This is a genomic window from Nostoc sp. MG11, from assembly GCF_014904695.1.
Lineage (GTDB): Bacteria > Cyanobacteriota > Cyanobacteriia > Cyanobacteriales > Nostocaceae > Komarekiella.
In genome coordinates, this window is the sequence record NZ_JACXXN010000002.1 from 136,358 (window position 1) to 154,839 (window position 18,482).

General features: G+C 43.6%; 14 protein-coding genes and 1 pseudogene. 7 read left to right on the forward strand and 8 right to left on the reverse strand.

Annotation, left to right across the window (positions count from 1 at the left end; genetic code table 11):
- Positions 1–51 precede the first annotated feature (51 nt).
- Together HCR01_RS03205 and holA are read right to left on the reverse strand one after the other, a co-directional pair.
- Positions 52–525, reverse strand: coding sequence for a DUF4168 domain-containing protein (locus HCR01_RS03205; RefSeq protein ID WP_193195187.1), 474 nt, complete (start codon positions 523–525; stop codon positions 52–54).
- Between the two features lie 219 nt (positions 526–744).
- Positions 745–1,734 (reverse strand): DNA polymerase III subunit delta, encoded by a 990-nt coding sequence (holA, locus tag HCR01_RS03210; RefSeq protein WP_193195189.1) that lies wholly within the window; start codon positions 1,732–1,734, stop codon positions 745–747.
- Positions 1,735–1,959: 225 nt separating this feature from the next.
- Here holA and HCR01_RS03215 point away from each other — a divergent pair, with 225 nt between their 5' ends.
- On the forward strand, positions 1,960–2,748 hold the full coding sequence (locus HCR01_RS03215) for a DUF1868 domain-containing protein (protein ID WP_193194465.1): 789 nt from the start codon (positions 1,960–1,962) through the stop codon (positions 2,746–2,748).
- A 210-nt stretch (positions 2,749–2,958) separates the two neighbouring features.
- Here HCR01_RS03215 and HCR01_RS03220 read toward each other — a convergent pair whose 3' ends face one another.
- Together HCR01_RS03220 and HCR01_RS03225 are read right to left on the reverse strand one after the other, a co-directional pair.
- Positions 2,959–3,681, reverse strand: a complete 723-nt coding sequence (locus HCR01_RS03220) for a carbonic anhydrase (RefSeq protein WP_193194467.1) — start codon at positions 3,679–3,681, stop codon at positions 2,959–2,961.
- Between the two features lie 133 nt (positions 3,682–3,814).
- Positions 3,815–5,443 (reverse strand): cyclic peptide export ABC transporter, encoded by a 1,629-nt coding sequence (locus tag HCR01_RS03225; protein ID WP_193194469.1) that lies wholly within the window; start codon positions 5,441–5,443, stop codon positions 3,815–3,817.
- An 88-nt stretch (positions 5,444–5,531) separates the two neighbouring features.
- Between HCR01_RS03225 and hpnI the strand changes: the two genes are divergently transcribed.
- A complete protein-coding gene (hpnI, locus tag HCR01_RS03230; RefSeq protein WP_193194471.1) occupies positions 5,532–6,683 on the forward strand; it encodes a bacteriohopanetetrol glucosamine biosynthesis glycosyltransferase HpnI in 1,152 nt (383 codons plus the stop codon).
- A 329-nt stretch (positions 6,684–7,012) separates the two neighbouring features.
- The gene (locus tag HCR01_RS03235) at positions 7,013–7,459 is read left to right on the forward strand and encodes an orange carotenoid protein N-terminal domain-containing protein (RefSeq protein WP_193194473.1); all 447 of its coding nucleotides are present in this window, start codon (positions 7,013–7,015) and stop codon (positions 7,457–7,459) included.
- A gap of 339 nt (positions 7,460–7,798) precedes the next feature.
- Here the strand turns inward: HCR01_RS03235 and shc are convergent, their stop codons facing one another.
- Positions 7,799–9,709 (reverse strand): squalene--hopene cyclase, encoded by a 1,911-nt coding sequence (gene shc / locus HCR01_RS03240; RefSeq protein ID WP_193195191.1) that lies wholly within the window; start codon positions 9,707–9,709, stop codon positions 7,799–7,801.
- 92 nt (positions 9,710–9,801) lie between these two features.
- On the opposite strand from shc, the gene HCR01_RS03245 reads away from it, so the two are divergent.
- Positions 9,802–11,070 (forward strand): glycosyltransferase, encoded by a 1,269-nt coding sequence (locus HCR01_RS03245; protein WP_193194475.1) that lies wholly within the window; start codon positions 9,802–9,804, stop codon positions 11,068–11,070.
- Positions 11,071–11,092: 22 nt separating this feature from the next.
- On the opposite strand, the pseudogene HCR01_RS03250 reads toward HCR01_RS03245, so the two are convergent.
- From HCR01_RS03250 to HCR01_RS03260, 3 genes and pseudogenes are all read right to left on the reverse strand, one after another.
- A pseudogene (locus tag HCR01_RS03250) lies at positions 11,093–11,521 on the reverse strand (type II toxin-antitoxin system VapC family toxin); the annotation flags it as partial.
- Between the two features lie 17 nt (positions 11,522–11,538).
- Entirely contained in the window at positions 11,539–11,868 is a 330-nt protein-coding gene (locus HCR01_RS03255; protein ID WP_193194478.1) for a hypothetical protein, read from the reverse strand.
- A 71-nt stretch (positions 11,869–11,939) separates the two neighbouring features.
- Complete coding sequence (locus tag HCR01_RS03260) at positions 11,940–12,644, reverse strand: phosphorylase (RefSeq protein ID WP_193194480.1); 705 nt, start codon at positions 12,642–12,644, stop codon at positions 11,940–11,942.
- A 601-nt stretch (positions 12,645–13,245) separates the two neighbouring features.
- On the opposite strand from HCR01_RS03260, the gene HCR01_RS03265 reads away from it, so the two are divergent.
- The 3 genes from HCR01_RS03265 to hpnH all read left to right on the forward strand — a co-directional run bounded on the left by HCR01_RS03265 (position 13,246) and on the right by hpnH (position 18,201).
- On the forward strand, positions 13,246–15,945 hold the full coding sequence (locus HCR01_RS03265) for an efflux RND transporter permease subunit (RefSeq protein ID WP_193194482.1): 2,700 nt from the start codon (positions 13,246–13,248) through the stop codon (positions 15,943–15,945).
- 74 nt (positions 15,946–16,019) lie between these two features.
- A complete protein-coding gene (gene hpnA, locus HCR01_RS03270; protein WP_193194484.1) occupies positions 16,020–17,003 on the forward strand; it encodes a hopanoid-associated sugar epimerase in 984 nt (327 codons plus the stop codon).
- A gap of 178 nt (positions 17,004–17,181) precedes the next feature.
- A complete protein-coding gene (hpnH, locus tag HCR01_RS03275; RefSeq protein ID WP_193194486.1) occupies positions 17,182–18,201 on the forward strand; it encodes an adenosyl-hopene transferase HpnH in 1,020 nt (339 codons plus the stop codon).
- Positions 18,202–18,482: the final 281 nt, after the last annotated feature.

The following is an 18,482-nucleotide window of genomic DNA, read 5'->3' on the forward strand; positions in this document are numbered from 1 at the left end:
GACAGTATTCATTTTTAATCTAATAGTTTCTAAATTATCTGCAAGTTTTGCTTACGGAAAATCAGGAGCTTTCTGCAGGCGTAATAATGTATTATAAATCTGTCGTTTTAAGTTATTGTTATTTTGTGCTTCCATAGTAATTTTGTTAAAACGATCAATGCTCAAACCATTATCTTCAACTATTTTTTGGGAGCGCGTACAGTAATTCACTGCAATATCTTGAGCCTTCCTGGGAAGACCATTTATGCTATTACCATCATTACAAACAATTTGGGGAATTTCTCCACTACCAATAAGTTTTTTAATTTCTTCAAAAGCGTGTTGACGAGCTGGCTCCATTGCTAATACGGCTTGAGCGTAGCTATTAATTTCAGTATTGTTAACTGCTGTTTGAGCGTAAGCTTTTGAATTTAATGACAAAGTGCTGTAAATCACACTCGTAGTGGTTATTAAGCCCAAAAGCAAAGATTGAGAAACAGTAGAGGCGTAACGGTGAGGTAGCGCTGCAAAGAAAAGTTTGAGCATCGGCTTGAGGCGCAGCGATCGCTCAGCGGGAGCGAGTTCTTGAGCGTTAGGGCTAATCGTCAGATATCGCTTTCGGCTGGGTAGAAAAAAGAAAGAGAAAATGTTATTCATCTGGTGTACACGCTGAACTGCAATAGGGATATGATAATGACTTTGAATTATTTGAGGAGTGGTAAGTTCCGGGTAACATTCAATCCATCAGACTTTATATATTTATTGTCAACTTCCTCGACATATTTGACACAGTTCGATTACTTTATTTTGAAGTACTGTCATTTCTGAAGCTCCCTGCTTTAGACTTATTTCTAACTCTAGTAGTAGGGGTAAGCAGGAGACTAACTGCTCTACAGATAGGAACTTGATTTCTTGCTGTAAGAAGTAAATACGTTTGGGATTACCTATATCAACAGCTGAGGCGATCGCTTGTTGGTTCCGTTCACCACTTTCTATCATGATCTTGACCCATAGCCAGGTGCGAAATTGACCAATCAGTGTTGCAACTATCCGTAACCCAGGCTCAGAAGCATTGATGAGATCTGCCAATGTTCCCAGAGCTTTAGCTGTATCTCCTGTTCTGATTGCTGCTGCTAATTGTAGGCTATTTTGGGTAGTATTTCTGACTAACTGTGTAATGGTGGCTACGTCTAAAGGCTTATTGCTACCTTCGACATATAACCGTAATTTCTCTATCTCATTGTAGAGAAGTCGTGTATCGTTACCTACAGACTCGGCCAATAATTGGGCAGTCTTGGGAGTCAGTTTCACGCCCACAGCAAGAGCCGCTTGATTTACAGATTGCACTAATAATTCTGTTTTCCAGGGTGGTATGAGCGGAAATTCTCGAAACTCAGTTGCAAATTGTTTCAATAATTTCGTGGATTTAAGGCGTTCATCTGGTTTGCTGCGGCTGGTGAGCAATAAAAATGAGTTTTCGGGGATTAATGGCAGTGTTCTTACTAATTCTGCTAACACATTGTCTGGACAGTGCTGGCAAAGAGTATTATTTATCAACCACACCAAGCGCCCACCAGCGCCAAAAGCTGGTGTCATTACTTGATTTAACCCTTGAATCGCAGCATCAGCTTGATCTGGGGGAAATGAAGTGTAATTAAAACTTGTCCATAGGGGATCGAGGACGCGATCGCGCAAAAGAGCAACCGCTTTTTCTATGGCAAAATCGTCTTCACCCCAGTAAACACAAATTGGCACAGACAAACCTCCGGGAAAATAAAGTGAGATAGGAGAGTGAGGGAGTGGAGGCTGTAGGGGAGCAGGGGGAAGTTGCAGCAAGTCTTTCCCCTCTCCTGTACCTCCTCTTCATCTCCCACTATCAGCTTGCATCACACCAAAAAAGCTAAATACTTTTGAGATCAATCTGTTAATTTGGGTAATTTTCCCTAAAATCTATCAAGTTACAGCGAGAGGCTAAGAAGATTGGACGACAACTATCAAACTTACTTAAATCGGGTAGCAAGAATGACGCTGCCAGAAGCCTACAGATCCCAAGTCCAGCATATCCAGGAATCTTCTAAATTTCAGCCGCATTCCGGGGCGAGAATTGCAGCACCTTTTCCTGGCTATACGCTAATTACCCCATCTGCGGATGAAGAATCACAAAACTCCGCTTTCTATGCCAAGTTACAAGCTTATCAGCAGGAACTTTTGCAGTTACCTGTAAACAGTGATTTGATCATCCCTGTACCTCCTGCTAGCTTTCATCTGACTTTGGCGGACTTGATTTGGGACAGTGCTTATCGTGACGCTCATGAAAAAAATCCTGAATTTGAACAACAGTTACGCTCTTGCTGTGTTGAAATCTTTCAGCAATATCAACAATCCATGACACGCGAGACTAATCCAATTTACTGGCAAGTGTTGGGATTGATAGTCATGCCCAGAGCTGTAGGTGTCTGTTTAGTACCCCAGGATGAACGTTGCTACGAGCAAATTATTCAATTTCGCCGCACAATCTATCAAAATCCGAAGTTAATTGCTTTGGGTATTGAACAGCATTATCACTTCACAGCCCATGTTACATTAGGCTATTTTGGTGAAATTTCGCCAGATTTAGACCGTACAAACCTCAGTACAATGCTTTCTGGATTAAATCAGCAATGGCTGTTAAATTCCCCAGAATTTTTGATTCACCGAGTGGAACTGCGGAAATTTGACAATATGATGCACTATCATCGTGAACCAGATTGGCCGAGTTTAGATTTTTGAATTTAGACGTACATCAGCTAGATTTTGGTTTGGGAATGGAAAATTAGTAATAGGTAATATTTTTTAGTATTACCTATTTTTTATGAGACTAATACCAATTAAAAAAACAATGTGACAGATAGACCATGTAGAGACGTTGCATTGCAACGTCTCTACCAAAGGATTTGTTGCAATCATTTATTGAATCGGTCTAATTAGGTAGACAATATATTAAGAAATAACAGTTACTTTACCAGTTTCAATATCGTAACAAGCACCAACAATTTTGAGTTTGCCTTCACTAATAAATTTTGCCAAAATTGTTGAGCTTTCCTGTAATTTTTCAGCCTGATATTGAATATTGGCTATAACGGCATCCTGAATTGTATCACCCGTTGTTAACTTTGCTCTTGCTAAAGATGGTTTGATGCCCTCAGTAATTAAACCGATTCTGCCAGGAAGTGGCTCGCTTTTGATGGCTTCTGCCACTGCACCACATTGTCTATGACCCAGAATCATAATCAATTGAGAACCTAATACTGATGTAGAATATTCCAAACTACCTATAATAGTGTCACTAACGACATTACCAGCGACTCGCACGACAAATAAATCTCCAAGCCCCCGATCAAAAATAATTTCCGCTGGTACTCTGGAATCTGCACAGCCCAAAATAGAAGCAAAAGGATACTGAGCTTTTGCAACTAATTGCAAACGTTCCAGCGATTGGTCGGGATATTGACGTTTTTGATGTACGAATCTTTGATTACCATCCAGTAAGCGTTTGATAGCTTCGTTAGGATTGACTGGATTGGAATTGTCTGGATGAATATCAGCAATAGCAGCTTGCTCTTTACTCCAAATACTAGGGCCAAAAGCAGTAACAGCAATGCTCAGTACACTTGCCAATTTCAAAAAATCTCGACGTCCTACAAATCCATTAATTCGACTCATCAGTCTACCTGACAACAGCTTTGTCGTTGTTAGGAAGATATCAGATACTTTCTAGATGCAAGAGTACCCTCTTACACGGTTTAAGAGTAATTTAATCTTCAGTTGTTATTTATAAGTCGTATCAAATGTGGTTTTATTTATGATATGGCTTGTCAAATTCCACTTTGCCATACTCCAATTTAACTATTCGGTCTGCTAGATGAAAATAGCGATCGTCGTGGCTAATCGCTAATACTGTTTTACCTCGCTCCCGTAGTTCTGGTAGTAGCTGAGTGTAGAATATTTCTTTGAATACTGGGTCTTGGTCAGCTGCCCATTCGTCAAACAAATAAATTGGTCGGTCTTCTAAGTACGCTGTGAGCAGAGCTAATCGTTTACGCTGTCCTTGAGAAAGAGCAGTAGTAGAAAATTGCCCATTTTCCACTTTCACCTTATGGTCTAGTTGGAGTTGCTTGAGGTAGTTTTTTGCTTGAGTATCCAAGTTTGAATTTTCTAAACCTAAAAGTTCTTCAAATAAATAGAAATCAGAAAATACTACTGAAAAATGCTGGCGATACCACTCTCGGTTATCTTGGTTAATTAGTTCTCTATCGAACCAAATTTCACCGTCTTCTGGGATATAAAGTCCGGCTATCAGTTTAGCTAGGCTGGATTTTCCACTGCCATTACCACCGACGATAAACACTAATTCTTGAGGATATAATGTTAGGTCGATGGGGCCGAGGATAAAGTTACTGTCTTCTTTATCTGTCCGGTAAGTGTGGGTAATACCTTTGAGTTGTAAGCTGTGCCAGTCAGATTTAAAAGTAGGTGGAACCGTCGATACTTCAGCCCGACTAGCTAGAGATAAACCGAGCGATTCTATCTTTTGTAAAGCAACGTTGGCTTTGCCAAGCTGGGGAAGATTGGTGACGATGTTGTCCATCGGCAACATTAAGTAGGTAAAGGTGAGGATATAACCAGAGAGGGTTTGAGGACTGATGGTTAGTAAGTAAGGCAGTGCAAACAGTAAAAAACCCATTGCGAAAAAAAACAGGAGTTTACCCCAGCTAGTAGTTGTAGCAAACAGTGTCAAACCATCAACATTGTGACGACGAAATTTAGTAGCCGTTGATTGTAAATGTTTTGTCAAAAAAACTTGACGGCGTTGATAGTTGAGCTTGAGTTCCTTGACTCCTTCGGTGATGGTACGAAAATGTTTAAATAGTACGTCTTGATCCTCACGGGCGAGGGCGAGTAATTTTCCTCCTCTATTCAATAACCACTGGCAGCTACCTATTCCCACAACTATCAGACTGACAACTATTAGAAATACTAACCAGGATAACCAGGTTATATACAGCAGGCAGCCTAAGACCATTGCTAGGTCAATACATAAGAAAGGAATCACATACACAGCATTCGCCACAGCCTGTACATCTTCTGTTAGGGTTGCTAACAGTCGAGGATTGCCTAGCTGTTCTAAATGACTTAACTCTGAAGCTAGAATCTGGCGACCTAAGCGCATCCGTAGTTGCAAGATGGCATTTTGGGATAGGCGAATCAGCATCACTTGCGAAATAATACTGGTAATGAGTGCCACTATTACCAGCCCCACAAAACCCCAAGCTATGGATGTGAGGGGCGAAGTGCTGCTGCGAGTCGCAGCACTGCTGATTAAGGCTATTAGTCCAGCACTACTGCCACCACTCAAGAAGCCAGTGACGATCGCGATCGCCACCATCCCCCAAGAAGATCGCAGAAGAAAGTACATTAGATTCATGACGATTTATTAGAGATTGGGGACTGGGGACTGGGGAAATGGGGAATGGGAAGATTTACTTCAAAGTGTTAATAATTCATAAATTTACATGGCAATTATTAGTGTCTTGCTGTTAATTCTTTGTTTATCATCTGTCTTGTTTTACTGCTATGGGATTTATGCAGCGATCGCTTTCTTGAATTACCCCCATCCCATTACTCCTAAATTCCATCCGGCTGTTACCATTCTCAAACCAATTTGTGGAGTTGATAGCGATGCTTACGAAAACCTCGCCTCATTTTGTCAACAAGATTATCTAGAGTACCAGATTATCTTTGCTGTGCGCGATCGCCAAGACCCTGGTATAGAAGTTGTCGAAAAAATTATCCAGCAGTTTCCAGATACGGATATTCATTTGGTAGTGAGCGATCGCATCATTGGCGCAAACTTGAAAGTCAGTAATCTGGCGAATGCTGTCACCGTCGCTAAACATGAAATTCTACTCATAGCCGATAGTGACATTCGTGTCGGGAAAGACTATTTGCAACGAGTTGTCCAGCCGTTGAAAGATGAAAGCGTTGGTGTTATCACCTGTCTGTATCGTTCCTTAGCACAAGGATGGGTAACAACTTTAGAGGCGTTGGGGACTGCCACTGATTTTCATGCAGGTGTTTTAGTCAGTAATCAACTAGAAGGGATAAAATTTGCTTTCGGTTCCACTATTGTAATTCGTAAACAAGTGCTGGAATTGATTGGCGGATTTGGAGCGATCGCTGATTATTTGGCGGATGACTTTCAACTGGGCTATCTACCAGCCAAAGATGGTTACAAGGTTGTGTTATCTGACTATGTAGTTGACCATGTTTTAGCAACTAGTACCTTAGTTGATGCCATCCAGCGTCAAATTCGTTGGGCGCGTTGTATTCGCGTTTCTCGCCCTTGGGGTTATCTGGGATTGCTGTTTACCTACGGTATAGTTACTAGTTTATTGTTGTTAATTACTACTAGAGGTTCAGTAGTCGGTTGGGCTGGGTTAACGATCACTTGGATGATGCGGTTGGTAATGGGCTGGGTTGTTGGGGTGAAAGTTCTCAATGATTCAGTTGCCAAAAAGTTCTTGTGGATCATTCCTTGGCGCGATTTAATACATTTTGCTATATGGTGCTATGGCTTTGTGGGCAGCACAATCGAGTGGCGGGGACAGCGACTAAAGTTGATCAAAGGCGGTAAGTTAGTAGTGATCGAGGAAGCAGAGGGGTAGGAGAACACGGGAAAATTAGAACTGGATGAATCCACCTCGGAACTCCATTAACGAGTCTTTGAACTCCGTTAACGAGTATCAAAGCCTCATTAACAAGCATAAAAACTCTGCCCCTCCGCCCCTCTGACTCTTGACTCTTGACTCAGCACTTTGGAAGCAAGACTGCACTCCGCGCGATTGATATTCTGTGTCTAATTATTCTGCTCTCTGGTTTATATACATCTATCTTCAGTCAGGTAAAACGTCAAATATACATCTGATATCGTTGCTATTGATAGTAATTAATTGCAGTATTGCTACAAATCTATTACTAACTTATTGGGGGTTTTATGACTTCTACAAATATCAATTTTTCAGAACAAGGTATATCAAAATTCCAGAATTTGGATGTAGATGATCGCTTGGTTGTGTTGGCATTACTTTATAACGAAATTGCTGATGAAGTTCCAGCGATCGCTCTCAATGATGTGCCAAATGATAGTACAGCAAATTTGGTTGCTCAAATTCAAAATCTACCCCAGGCAGAACAACTAAATGCTTTGCGTCAGTTGCTAAAAAATGAAGGAGGAGAAACGGCAACTCCTGCTAGAGAGTATGCCGCAATGAGCATTGATTGTAAATTGGCTTTTTGGTATCACTTGGCCCAAAATTTGGGAACTTCCATCATCGGCTTACCAGATGACTGTATACCGTCTGAAAAAGCATCAGAAGTGTTGGATTTACTCGAAACACCCAACCTTGAAGAATTAGTAACTTTCTTAAAGCAAGCGCTGTAGAAGTTCTGGGTTAAAAATAGTGGATGGAACTATGTTTCATCCACATTTATAGGACTTATGCACAATTGACGGAAGAGTCAAACCGCAGAAGCGCAGCGGAAAGTCTGAGCGGAGGTTTCCTCCGATGGTCTGTTTTACTGCCCTTGGGCGCAAAGCCTTGCGCTTCTCCCTTGTGTCCTTTGGACACAAGGCAACCATTCTTTTAGAACGGTTGGGCAGTCAGACCCGCATAGCGATTCAGAACTTTCCAAGACAGAGGACACAGAGGAATGAGAGTTCCTTTTTCGCTTCTTCGCATTTTTACAAGAAGTCAAAATATATCTCCCCTACCCCCTTCCACTATTCCAAAACTGCTTGATAGCGACCTAGAGCGATTAAAGGAAAGTATTGTTGATACAAGTGGTACTTGAGATAAAAATGTCCAGGAAAGCCAGTCCCGGTAAAGTTTGCCTCGTACCAGGTACCATCTGGCTGTTGAGTTGCCAAAAGGTAGCTAATTCCTTTCTCAATGGAGTCAAGCGCTAATTTGCCTGTTACTTCACCTGCTGCTATCAGCCCAATTAAAGCCCAAGCAGTTTGGGATGCGGTACTATCTCCTTGTCCTTTAAGGCTAGGATCGTCATAGCTGCGGCAAGTTTCGCCCCAACTACCATCTGAGTTTTGACATCCGACTAGCCAAGCTTCGCCCCGTTTGATACTGAGTTGATGCCTTTGCGGATCAATTAAGGCTAGAGCTGACAGGACGCCACTAGTGCCGTAGATATAATTTACACCCCAGCGACCAAACCAACAGCCTTCAGTTTCTTGCTCATCCATGAGATAAGTAAGCGCTCGTTCTAGGTTGTGCATATCAATTGATAAGTCACAAACACCTAGCATTTCTAGAACCCTAGCGGTAACATCTGCGGTGTTTGGGTCAATCATGGCTTTCAAGTCGCCATAAGGGATAGAGTTAAGCCAATCTTGATCATTGTCCAGATCAAAGGCAGCCCAACCACCTGGTTTACACTGCATGGATGCAATCCAATTTAAGCCACGGGCGATCGCAGCCTGTTTGATTTTTTCATTAGGGAGTTTTGCTATATGTAGAGCCATTACCACAACAGCGGAATCGTCTACATCTGGATAAAACTTATTGTCAAACTCAAATGCCCAAGCCCCAGGTTTTCCCTGGCGATTTTTGACAGCCCAATCCCCGTAGTCCAGAATTTGCTTTTGCAGTAACCACTCTCCAGCCTGCACCACAACCGGATCATCTGGCGCAAAACCAGATTCTATTAAGGCACGCATCACCCAAGCTGTATCCCAGACAGGTGAAATACAAGGCTGTATGTTGTATGTATTCTCTGTTTCCAGAGCAAAGTTATCTATTGCTTGCAAACCTCGTTCCACAATCGGATCATTTAGGTCGTAACTGAGACACCGCAAAGCCAGCATTGAATTTAGCATAGCGGGAATAATCCCACCCCAGTCGCCCGTAGTTTCTTGCCGTTCTAAAATCCATTTTTCGGCGGCTTTAATGCCCTCTTCGCGGAAGGGTACTAAATTGAGGCTTTCTGCAAACTTGAACCCATCATCAAGGGTGAGGAATAAATCTGTCCAATCGCCAGTGCGGGGTAATTCCCAGCGGACTTGCTCGACACCTTCAACGTATAACTCATCTAGGTTGATAGTTGGATCAGTTACAAAAATCGGTTTGCGATCGCAGACAATCAACAGCGGTACAGTACTGGAGCGGGCCCAGCTAGACATTTCGTAGATATTAAAGGGGAAAGCTGTGGGCAAAAGCATTACCCAAGGCGGTAGTGAGGGGATACCGCGCCAGTTGTAACAGCCAAGTAAAGCGAGATGCAACTTGGTAAAAATCCGAGTTTTGCTGATACCGCCCCGTTTAAGAATAAAGGCTCGTGCTTGAATCATCGCCGGATCGCTTGCCGATACACCCAGCAACTTCAGTGCCATGTAAGCCTCAACCGAAGTACTCAGTTCTCCGCCATCTCCATAGAAAAGCTCCCAACCCCCATGCTGCCGTTGCTGAGAACGCAGATAAGTTTCAACTTTGTGTAAAGGTCTTGCTTTGTCTGTCCCCCAAATTTTATGTAGAAGAACCACCTCAGCAGTAATAGTGACATTGGATTCTAACTCTGCCCACCAGTAACCTGCGGGATTTTGAATCGAAAGCAGATATTTTTGGCTAGCTGCGATCGCCGTTGCGACTTGATTAGCTATTACCCTGTCTTGTGTTTGCATCAAATACTATTTAACCTCAACACTCAACATCTAGTTATGAACACGGCAGTACGGTGTATTGTGTCTGAGTCACTGAAAATTTGCAAGAGATCATGGCGGCAATTGTATTAGGGTTAATACTCTTATCCTTGACAATTTGGTTGGGATTACTGAGTTTTTGGGGGCAGTTTTGGCGAGCAGACCAGCAATTAGAGGTAGAGACGTTACATGTAACGTCTCCACAATCGTTACCTGTAGTTTGTGCAGTTATTCCTGCCCGTAACGAAGCTGATTTGATATCAACCACATTGCGATCGCTCCTCCTCCAAGATTATCCTGGTTCTCTGAACGTCTTTCTGGTAGATGATCGCAGTACAGACCGGACAGCAAATTTTGCTGAAGGGGTTGCCTATGCCTTAGATAAACCCCAACAATTGCATATTATCTCTGGCGAATCATTACCTCCCGGTTGGTCGGGTAAACTTTGGGCTATTGACCAAGGCATTCAGGCTGTAGAGACGTTACATGTAACGTCTCTACAGAAACCCGATTATTTTTTCCTTACCGATGCCGATATTGAACATGACGTTAGCAATCTCCGCCGATTGGTTGCCAAAGCTGTGCAGGAAGATTTAGACCTAGTTTCTGTGATGGTGCGACTTAGGTGTGAAAGCCCTTGGGAAAAGCTTTTAATCCCAGCTTTCGTGTTTTTCTTCCAAAAACTCTATCCCTTCCGCTGGGTTAATAGCCCCAACAATCCAACCGCTGCCGCCGCTGGGGGCTGTATCCTAATTCGTCGAGAAGCTTTAGAGCAAATTGGCGGTATTCAAGCCATTCGCCAAACTTTAATTGACGATTGCGCCCTGGCTCGTGCCGTTAAGGAGAGGGGCAGGGGGGGGCAGGGGGGCGGAGGAGCGGAGGAGCAAAGGGAGAGACAAAGTAATTCTTCTTCCTCCAATACCTCCCCCGGTCGTATCTGGCTAGGATTGAGTACTTTGACTCGCAGCTTGCGCCCATATCCAACTTTGGGGACGATTTGGGATATGGTTGCTCGTACTGCTTACACGCAATTAGATTATTCCCCATTGCTGCTGCTGGGTACTTTGTTGGGAATGACGCTGATTTATCTGGTTGCGCCTGTGGGTGTTATTTTAGGTTTGATTTGGGGAAATTGGGCGATCGCATTTACAGGTTTATGCACATGGCTGCTAATGACTTTGGCTTATTTACCTACAATTCGCTTTTATAAATGTCCTCTCTGGTTAGCATTTTGCTTACCTGCGATCGCTTTTCTCTACACCCTGATGACTCTAGATTCAGCCCTACGTCACTGGCAAGGGCGCGGCGGTGCTTGGAAAGGACGCGTTTATCCCAATTCGTAATTCCAGTTGCCTAGAGTGTTAGTCATGGCATTATAGTTGCTGGATGCACAGGGGTGATTTCATTCGCATAGCGAGTAAAGTCCTTGGTGTTGAAAGTCAGGATGTGGGTTAGCTGATGAACACGCATTACTGCAACAAGACGGGCGTCATGAACATTTACGCCCATTACCCCGTACTCTAAAACTAGTCGTCTCCATTCAGGATAAATCTCAGGTACATCGGACAGTACAGGAAAAAGTGTTTCTAAACCTTGTAGTTCCACTTCGGCTTCTTGTATGGTTAACCCTAACCCGTTTCTCTCTACTGAGCGGGTAGCACTTCGCCAGAACTCAACTAGGTTTTGGGATGTAATAAAAAGCTCAATTCCTGTACTTCTTAAGATGGAAATTGCATTTATAGTATCCCCATACATGGGGTGATGTGGCTCAACGCTTCTCAGCAACAAATTGCTATCTACAAGGTAAGCTACTAAATTTCTTCATCTTCCTCGTATATTCCTGCTCGACTTACAGCATAGTCGGAAAGTAATGGCGTATCTTTTCTGTGGCTGTCTGCCCATTCACGAAATGCTTTTACCCATTCATCCGAGGTGGCAATTTCATAAAATGGACATTCAACTTTAGACCTTACCAACTGCTCAAGCATCGCATCAAGGTGAGGTTTCACTGTTTCTTCTGATAAATTTGTGATCTGAGCTAACCTTTGGGCAATTTCTTGGATCTCTTGTGTATGAGAAGACTTAAATTTATGAAGCACTTGAGATTCACTATTTTTACCTATGGGTGTACTGGTGTTCATAAAAATTAAATAAATTAGGTTTGACGATTAATCTTTGATACTTGTCGGCGAGTCTTGTAGCTCCATTGAGATTATTCAAGCTTATAACTAGAAAACAGCAAATTGGTCACTTGCTCCAACACTTTTAGTCCTGTTAATGAACCTCGAATTAGTCGAGTCGTGGCAATAGGTTGTTGAAGCAATATCATTGCTAATTTTAAAGGTTGAAGGGAACCGTCGGGGTTGATTGCTGGTGTGAGGTCAGGGATATCATGCCCAGAGTCGTCGCTGACTACTCGCAGCATTGCTACGGCTACCCCAGACCCGTTGAAAAACTCTAAGGCAGCAAATCCTTCCATGTCAACAACATCAGTACCTAACGTCTCGCCTAAATGAAGTTTTTCGGCAGCAGACCAAATGACGCGATCGCAACTCAAGGCATTGACTAAAGTTATCTTATCTGATAAACGAGAATGCAGCTGGGTTGTGAAGATGCGATCGCATTCTCGAACTTGCTTCTGATAAACACAACTCTGATACAGTACAATATCTCCAACTGCGTAGCACTTGCTCAAGCTGCCACAAATACCCATGATTAGCACTCTGGGTTGTGAATCATTTTGGAAGCATTTATCTGTTTGCCATTGTTGCAGGTATTTAGTTAAAGGTTTCATCCCAATGGGTATCGCTACCACGGTTGGCGTTGAGCTAGTGATGTGGCTTAAGCCGCGACACACAGCTTTGTACTCCGCTCCCTGCGGCACAAAAATTGTTTGGATGGGCGGTAAATTAGTCATTAATCTAGTATTGATAACCGCAGATATATTCAAGAGTAGGATTTATTATTATTTATAGCGATGCCTACGGCTGGCTACGCCTACGCATATTGTTTGTCTTGTACAAAATACGAACACCCAGATGTTTACTCGCTTTATTCTTTAGAATTTTTTAATTTAGCAATTAGCAATCAAATAATCTTATTGTCTGAGTAGTCATTTAGCACTCCCAAATAGCAAGTGATTACTGTAGCATGGTAACTGAATTCTTAAAAATCTTGATAGGCTGTTACTTATAACTACTGCCATAATCATCAATGCCGATAAATTGGAATGAGAAATATAAAAGCCGACAAAATCAACCGTACTGGGCTAGTTTTCCTCAACAATCTCAACCAATGCAAAGTAGAGATTTTGTGTTGATTTCTATCCCAATACCACAATTTGTCTCAGATTTATTTGATTTTTTATGACAGCTTAAACCTTTCCCTAATTTATGGCGAAAATTACTTTTATTTAGAGACTCCATGAGCCACGCCCATAACACAGGATGAAAAATTTTTCCTTACTTCTGCCTGATTTTCCAGATAGATATTGTGTCACCGCACGATGATTTTTCAAAATGGTAAAGCCTAATAGCTCAAAATCCGCACGAGAACGCTTCAATATTTCCAAATTGGCAATTGAATTTTCGTGGCTGACGGTGAGTTTTTGGATTGCCGTGACGGTAGCTGGGCTTTTGGCTTTCAGTTCCCTCAAGTATGCTTTGTTTCCAGATATTACTTTTCCAGTGGTGGTGGTAAATGCTACAGCCCCGCTGACAACTGCTCTGGATACAGAGGCCAAGCTCACTCAACCAATAGAGGAGCGCCTACGCTCTCTAGCTGGACTGGAAGATATCCGCTCATCTACCTATCCTGGACAAACTGCCGTTAGCCTGTCTTTTGTTGTCGGCACCAATCTAGAAACATCAACCCGCAACGTTGAAACTCAAATCAAGCAATTGACTTTGACTAAAGGAGCAACTTACAAAATTATTCCCCTGAATCTGAATGAGTCAGCTGCTATTAGCTATGCCATTGAGAGTCAGACGCGAAATCTTACAGAACTGACGAAATTGGCAAATGACCAAATCGTGAGTGCGATCGCAAAACTGCCTGGAGTCCTCAAAGTCTCTCTGCTAGGCGCTCCTACCGCTCCTTCCTTGCAGCCAACTAATGCTAATGTCCCTCAAAGCGGGACGACATTAATCCGGTTTAACGGCAAAGATGCTCTGGCATTTCAGGTGATCAAACGTGGCAATGCCAACACGTTAGAAGTGGTGAGTCGAGTTGAGCAAGAAGTCCAAAGACTGCGGTCTAACCTGAAGGATGTCACACTCACCTTAGCTACTACTCAAGCAGAATATATCCGTCAAGCCACCCAGTCAACAATAGATGCGCTGATGGAAGCAATCTTGTTGTCCATCATTGTTATTTTTCCTTTTTTGTGGAGTTGGCGAGCCACTTTAATTTCTGCGCTGGCGATTCCCACGTCTCTTTTAGCGACGTTTATCGTCATGGCGATTTACGGCTTCAACTTAGAGACAATCACACTGTTAGCTTTAGCTTTGGTGATTGGGAGTATTGTGGATGATGCGATCGTAGATGTAGAAAACATCATGCGGCACATCGAAGACGGTGAACATCCCCGCCAAGCTGCGCTTTTAGCTACGAATGAAATTGGACTGACAGTCACCGCCGCCACATTTACAGCGGTAGCGGTGTTTCTCCCCATCGGTTTAATGGGTGGGGTAATCGGTCAGTTCTTCAAGCCTTTCGGCATCACTGTTTCAGCGGCGATGCTCGCTTCTATGCTAGTTGCTCGGACTTTATCCCCGGTGTTGGCTATTTACTGGCTGAAACCTAAAGCCTCGCGTTCTCCTCGCCAAGAAGGAAATATGTGGGTGGCTTTTGCCCAATATTACAGAAACTTGCTGGGATGGTCGTTGAGCCACCGAAGGATAGTCGTCGGATTAGCTGTACTCAGTTTCGTCGTGGGTATAGCACTGATTCCACTGATTCCCAAAGGGTTTATTCCCAAACTAGATCGCGGCGAGTTCAATATTGCCTACACTGCTCCTTTGCCGAATATCCCTGATCAGGCTGCTTTGCAAAGGCAAGTAGCACAAGCAGCACAAGCAGGAATTTCTCCTTCTGCTGCCTCAATCGCCATTCCCAATCCCTTAAATGATTCTCTTGAAGTGGCGAAGAAACTGGAGGCGGTAGTTAGAAAATCTCCGGCTGTGGAAACTGTATTTACTACTGTAGGTTCTCGTGAGGGTGAGCCAAACAAAGGTACGCTCTATGTGAAGCTGAAGGACGATCGCAATATCAAAACTGCGGAACTCCAAGACCAATTCCGTTCTTCTTTACCCAAGCTTACTGGCGTGACTACCAGTGTCGAAGATATTCAATTTGTCGATACCGGCGGTCAAAAACCCTTGCAAGTATCACTACGGGGTAATGACCTCCAAGCCCTCAGTCAAGCCGCTACAGCAATTAAAGACCGTCTCCAGAAAATCCCAGGATTCGCTGATGTCACAGTTACAGGTGAAACGAATCAACAAGGCACAGTTTTTCAAATTGAGCGCTTAAACAACCAGCGAGTAGCCTATATCGGTGCTAACCTCGGTCAGAATTTATCTTTGGGTGATGCCACTGACAAAGTGGTAGCTGAAGCTAACGCGGTGCTGCCCTCTGGTGTTTCTTTAGACTTGGGAGGGGATTCGGCCCGCTTGGGTGAGGTTTTTGGTAGTTTCGGCACTACTCTGGCTCTATCAGCGCTGTGCATTGTTGTGGTACTGATTTTGCTATTCAAAAGCTGGGTAGACCCGGTGGTGATTGGCGTCTCTTTGCCTTTGGCACTGGTGGGGGCAATGCTGGCACTACTTGTTACTAAAAGCGACTTCGGTATGATCTCGCTCATTGGCTTTGTCTTTTTGTTAGGGCTAGCAAATAAAAATGCCATCTTGCTTGTGGATTACATCAATCAACTGCGTAACTCTGGCTTAGATCGCACAGAAGCAATCCTCAAAGCTGGCCCGGTGCGCCTTAGACCAATCATGATGACCACAGCCTCAACTATTTTAGGGATGCTACCCATTGCCTTGGGTTTAGGCGCTGGCTCCGAGTTGCGATCGCCTATGGCTGTGGCGATCGCTGGCGGACTTGTAAGTTCGACTATTCTCAGCTTGATTGTTGTCCCTGTGGTCTACGCCATTTTAGATGATTGGTTTCCCCGGTTTAAGCAGCAGGGAAGAGGGGGAGCAGGGGAATTTTAGATTTCAGATTTTGGATTGAACAATCTAAAATCCAAAATTGCAAATCCAAAATTGAATGAGCAGGGGGGCAGTTGATGCAAGTGTTTGTCACGGGGGGTACAGGTTTTGTTGGTGCTAACTTGGTGCGGTTGTTGCTGCAACAGGGATACACAGTCAAAGCGCTGGTACGCCCCAGCAGCAATCTGGACAATTTACGCTGTTTGGATGTGGAAGTAGTCCAGGGCGATCTCAATGACCCAGATCTCTGGCAACAGATGGTAGATTGCCAATACCTGTTTCATGTAGCCGCCCACTATTCTTTATGGCAGACAGACCAAGAGTTACTCTATCGTCACAATGTGTTAGGTACGCGCAATGTACTAGCCGCAGCCCGGAAAGCTGATATTGAGCGCACCATTTACACCAGTTCCGTGGCAGCGATTGGCGTGGGTTCACCTGGTCAAATAGTAGATGAAACTCATCAAAGTCCCTTAGAAAAGTTGGTGGGTGACTATAAGAAATCTAAATTTCTGGCTGAACAAGAAGCCATGCAAGCCGCTGCAACAGGTCAAGAAGTAGTTGTAGTCAATCCCAGTAGCCCAATCGGGGCGTTAGATATTAAACCAACCCCAACAGGTGATATTATTCTGCGATTTTTGCGGCGACAAATGCCCGTATACTTAGATACTGGTCTGAATTTCATCGATGTGCGGGATGTGGCATGGGGACATTTACTAGCTTTGCAGCGGGGGAAGTCAGGCGATCGCTATATCTTAGGTCATCAAAATCTGACACTCAAACAACTTTTGGAGGAACTCGCCGAAATTACAGGTCTGAGCGCACCCCAACGCACTGTACCTGCTTGGTTGCCCCTCAGTGTTGCTTGGATTGATGAAAAAATTCTTGCACCGCTAGGGAAATTGCCTTCAGTGCCTTTGGATGGCGTTCGCATGGCTAAACAACCCATGTACTACGATGCCTCAAAAGCAGTACGAGAGTTGGGTTTACCCCAGTCTTCACTAAATGCAGCACTCAAGGAAGCAGTGTATTGGTTTATTTCTGGGGGATATGTCAAATGAGAAATGGGCAGGAGTTAAGAGTCAAGAATTCGGTATTTATTCCCCCTTTCCCCTTTTGCCCTTTCCCCTTTTCCCCCTTCCCATCCCTTACCCTTAACAGACAAAAGTGTAAATTAAATACACATCAACCTAACCGTGGTGTTTCTATCTATTTATATAAACAGGAGTGATAGCCATAATGGCGATTAATCTACAACAAGCTATGGATATTGGGAAGTATTTAGTTACCCAGCGTTTGAAAGGACGTAAACGCTTCCCCCTAGTATTAATGTTGGAACCGCTTTTTCGCTGTAACCTAGCCTGTACTGGTTGTGGCAAAATCCAGCATCCAGTAGACGTACTAAAGCAAAACCTTACCCCAGAACAGTGCTTTGCTGCTGTGGAAGAGTGCGGCGCACCTGTTGTATCGATTCCTGGGGGAGAACCTCTGTTGCATCCCCAGATTGATGAGATTGTGCGGGGATTGATTGAGCGCAAAAAATATGTTTACTTATGCACAAATGGTTTGTTGTTAGAAAAAAGTTTGGATAAGTTTCAACCTTCGCCTTACCTAACTTTCAGCGTCCACCTTGATGGAATGCGGGAGTGGCACGATCAGTGTGTAGATCGCAAAGGCGTTTTTGATATCGCTGTCAAAGCTATTCGCGCCGCTAAAGCCAAAGGATTTCGTGTCGCGACAAACACCACCATCTTTGACGGTGCTGATCCTAAAGCAATGCAAGAGTTCTTTGACTTCCTGGAAACACTAAATACTGACGGGATGATGATTTCTCCTGGTTACAGCTACGAGTGGGCGCCAGATCAAGATCATTTTCTCCAACGAGAACAAACACGCGCTCTCTTCCGAGAAATTCTCGCTCCCTTGAAAACAGGTGAAAAAAACTGGAACTTCAATCACAATCCGCTGTTCCTAGATTTTCTCATTGGTGAAAAAGATTACGAATGCACGCCTTGGGGTAGCCCTAGTTATAGCGTTCTTGGTTGGCAAAAACCCTGTTATCTATTAAATGAAGGTCATTATGCCACCTTTAAGGAATTGCTAGGCGAAACTGATTGGAGTCAATACGGCCGTGCTAGTGGTAATCCTAAGTGTGCCGATTGCATGGTTCACTGCGGCTATGAACCAACAGCAGCTATGGATGCAATGCAACCGCAAAATATGGCGCGTGCTCTTGGTAGTGTGTTCGGTAAGAATTAGAGTGCTGAGTGCTGAGTGCTGAGTCAAGAGTCAGAGGAGTAAAAGAAAATTAGAACTTGATGAATCCACCTTTGAACTCCATTAATGAGTCTTTGACACTCATTAATCCACCTTTGAACTCCATTAATGAATCTTTGATACTCGTAAACGAGTATAAAAACTCTGCCCCTTGCTCCCTGCTCCCTGCTCCCATTGGTGTCAACTTAAGCTTAAACACTCAATTTCCAGTAGTTTCAGATCCCCCAACCCCCTTCAAAAGGGGGCATTCGATTCTAATTCCC

What these genes read in the sequence shown, in the direction of transcription:
- HCR01_RS03205 (WP_193195187.1), bottom strand. Translation starts at nt 525, where the DNA reads ATGCTCAAACTTTTCTTTGCAGCGCTACCTCACCGTTACGCCTCTACT.
- HCR01_RS03220 (WP_193194467.1), bottom strand. Translation starts at nt 3,681, where the DNA reads ATGAGTCGAATTAATGGATTTGTAGGACGTCGAGATTTTTTGAAATTG.
- HCR01_RS03225 (WP_193194469.1), bottom strand. Translation starts at nt 5,443, where the DNA reads ATGAATCTAATGTACTTTCTTCTGCGATCTTCTTGGGGGATGGTGGCG.
- hpnI (WP_193194471.1), top strand. Translation starts at nt 5,532, where the DNA reads ATGGCAATTATTAGTGTCTTGCTGTTAATTCTTTGTTTATCATCTGTC.
- HCR01_RS03235 (WP_193194473.1), top strand. Translation starts at nt 7,013, where the DNA reads ATGACTTCTACAAATATCAATTTTTCAGAACAAGGTATATCAAAATTC.
- shc (WP_193195191.1), bottom strand. Translation starts at nt 9,709, where the DNA reads ATGCAAACACAAGACAGGGTAATAGCTAATCAAGTCGCAACGGCGATC.
- HCR01_RS03245 (WP_193194475.1), top strand. Translation starts at nt 9,802, where the DNA reads ATGGCGGCAATTGTATTAGGGTTAATACTCTTATCCTTGACAATTTGG.
- HCR01_RS03255 (WP_193194478.1), bottom strand. Translation starts at nt 11,868, where the DNA reads ATGAACACCAGTACACCCATAGGTAAAAATAGTGAATCTCAAGTGCTT.
- HCR01_RS03260 (WP_193194480.1), bottom strand. Translation starts at nt 12,644, where the DNA reads ATGACTAATTTACCGCCCATCCAAACAATTTTTGTGCCGCAGGGAGCG.
- HCR01_RS03265 (WP_193194482.1), top strand. Translation starts at nt 13,246, where the DNA reads ATGGTAAAGCCTAATAGCTCAAAATCCGCACGAGAACGCTTCAATATT.
- hpnA (WP_193194484.1), top strand. Translation starts at nt 16,020, where the DNA reads ATGCAAGTGTTTGTCACGGGGGGTACAGGTTTTGTTGGTGCTAACTTG.
- hpnH (WP_193194486.1), top strand. Translation starts at nt 17,182, where the DNA reads ATGGCGATTAATCTACAACAAGCTATGGATATTGGGAAGTATTTAGTT.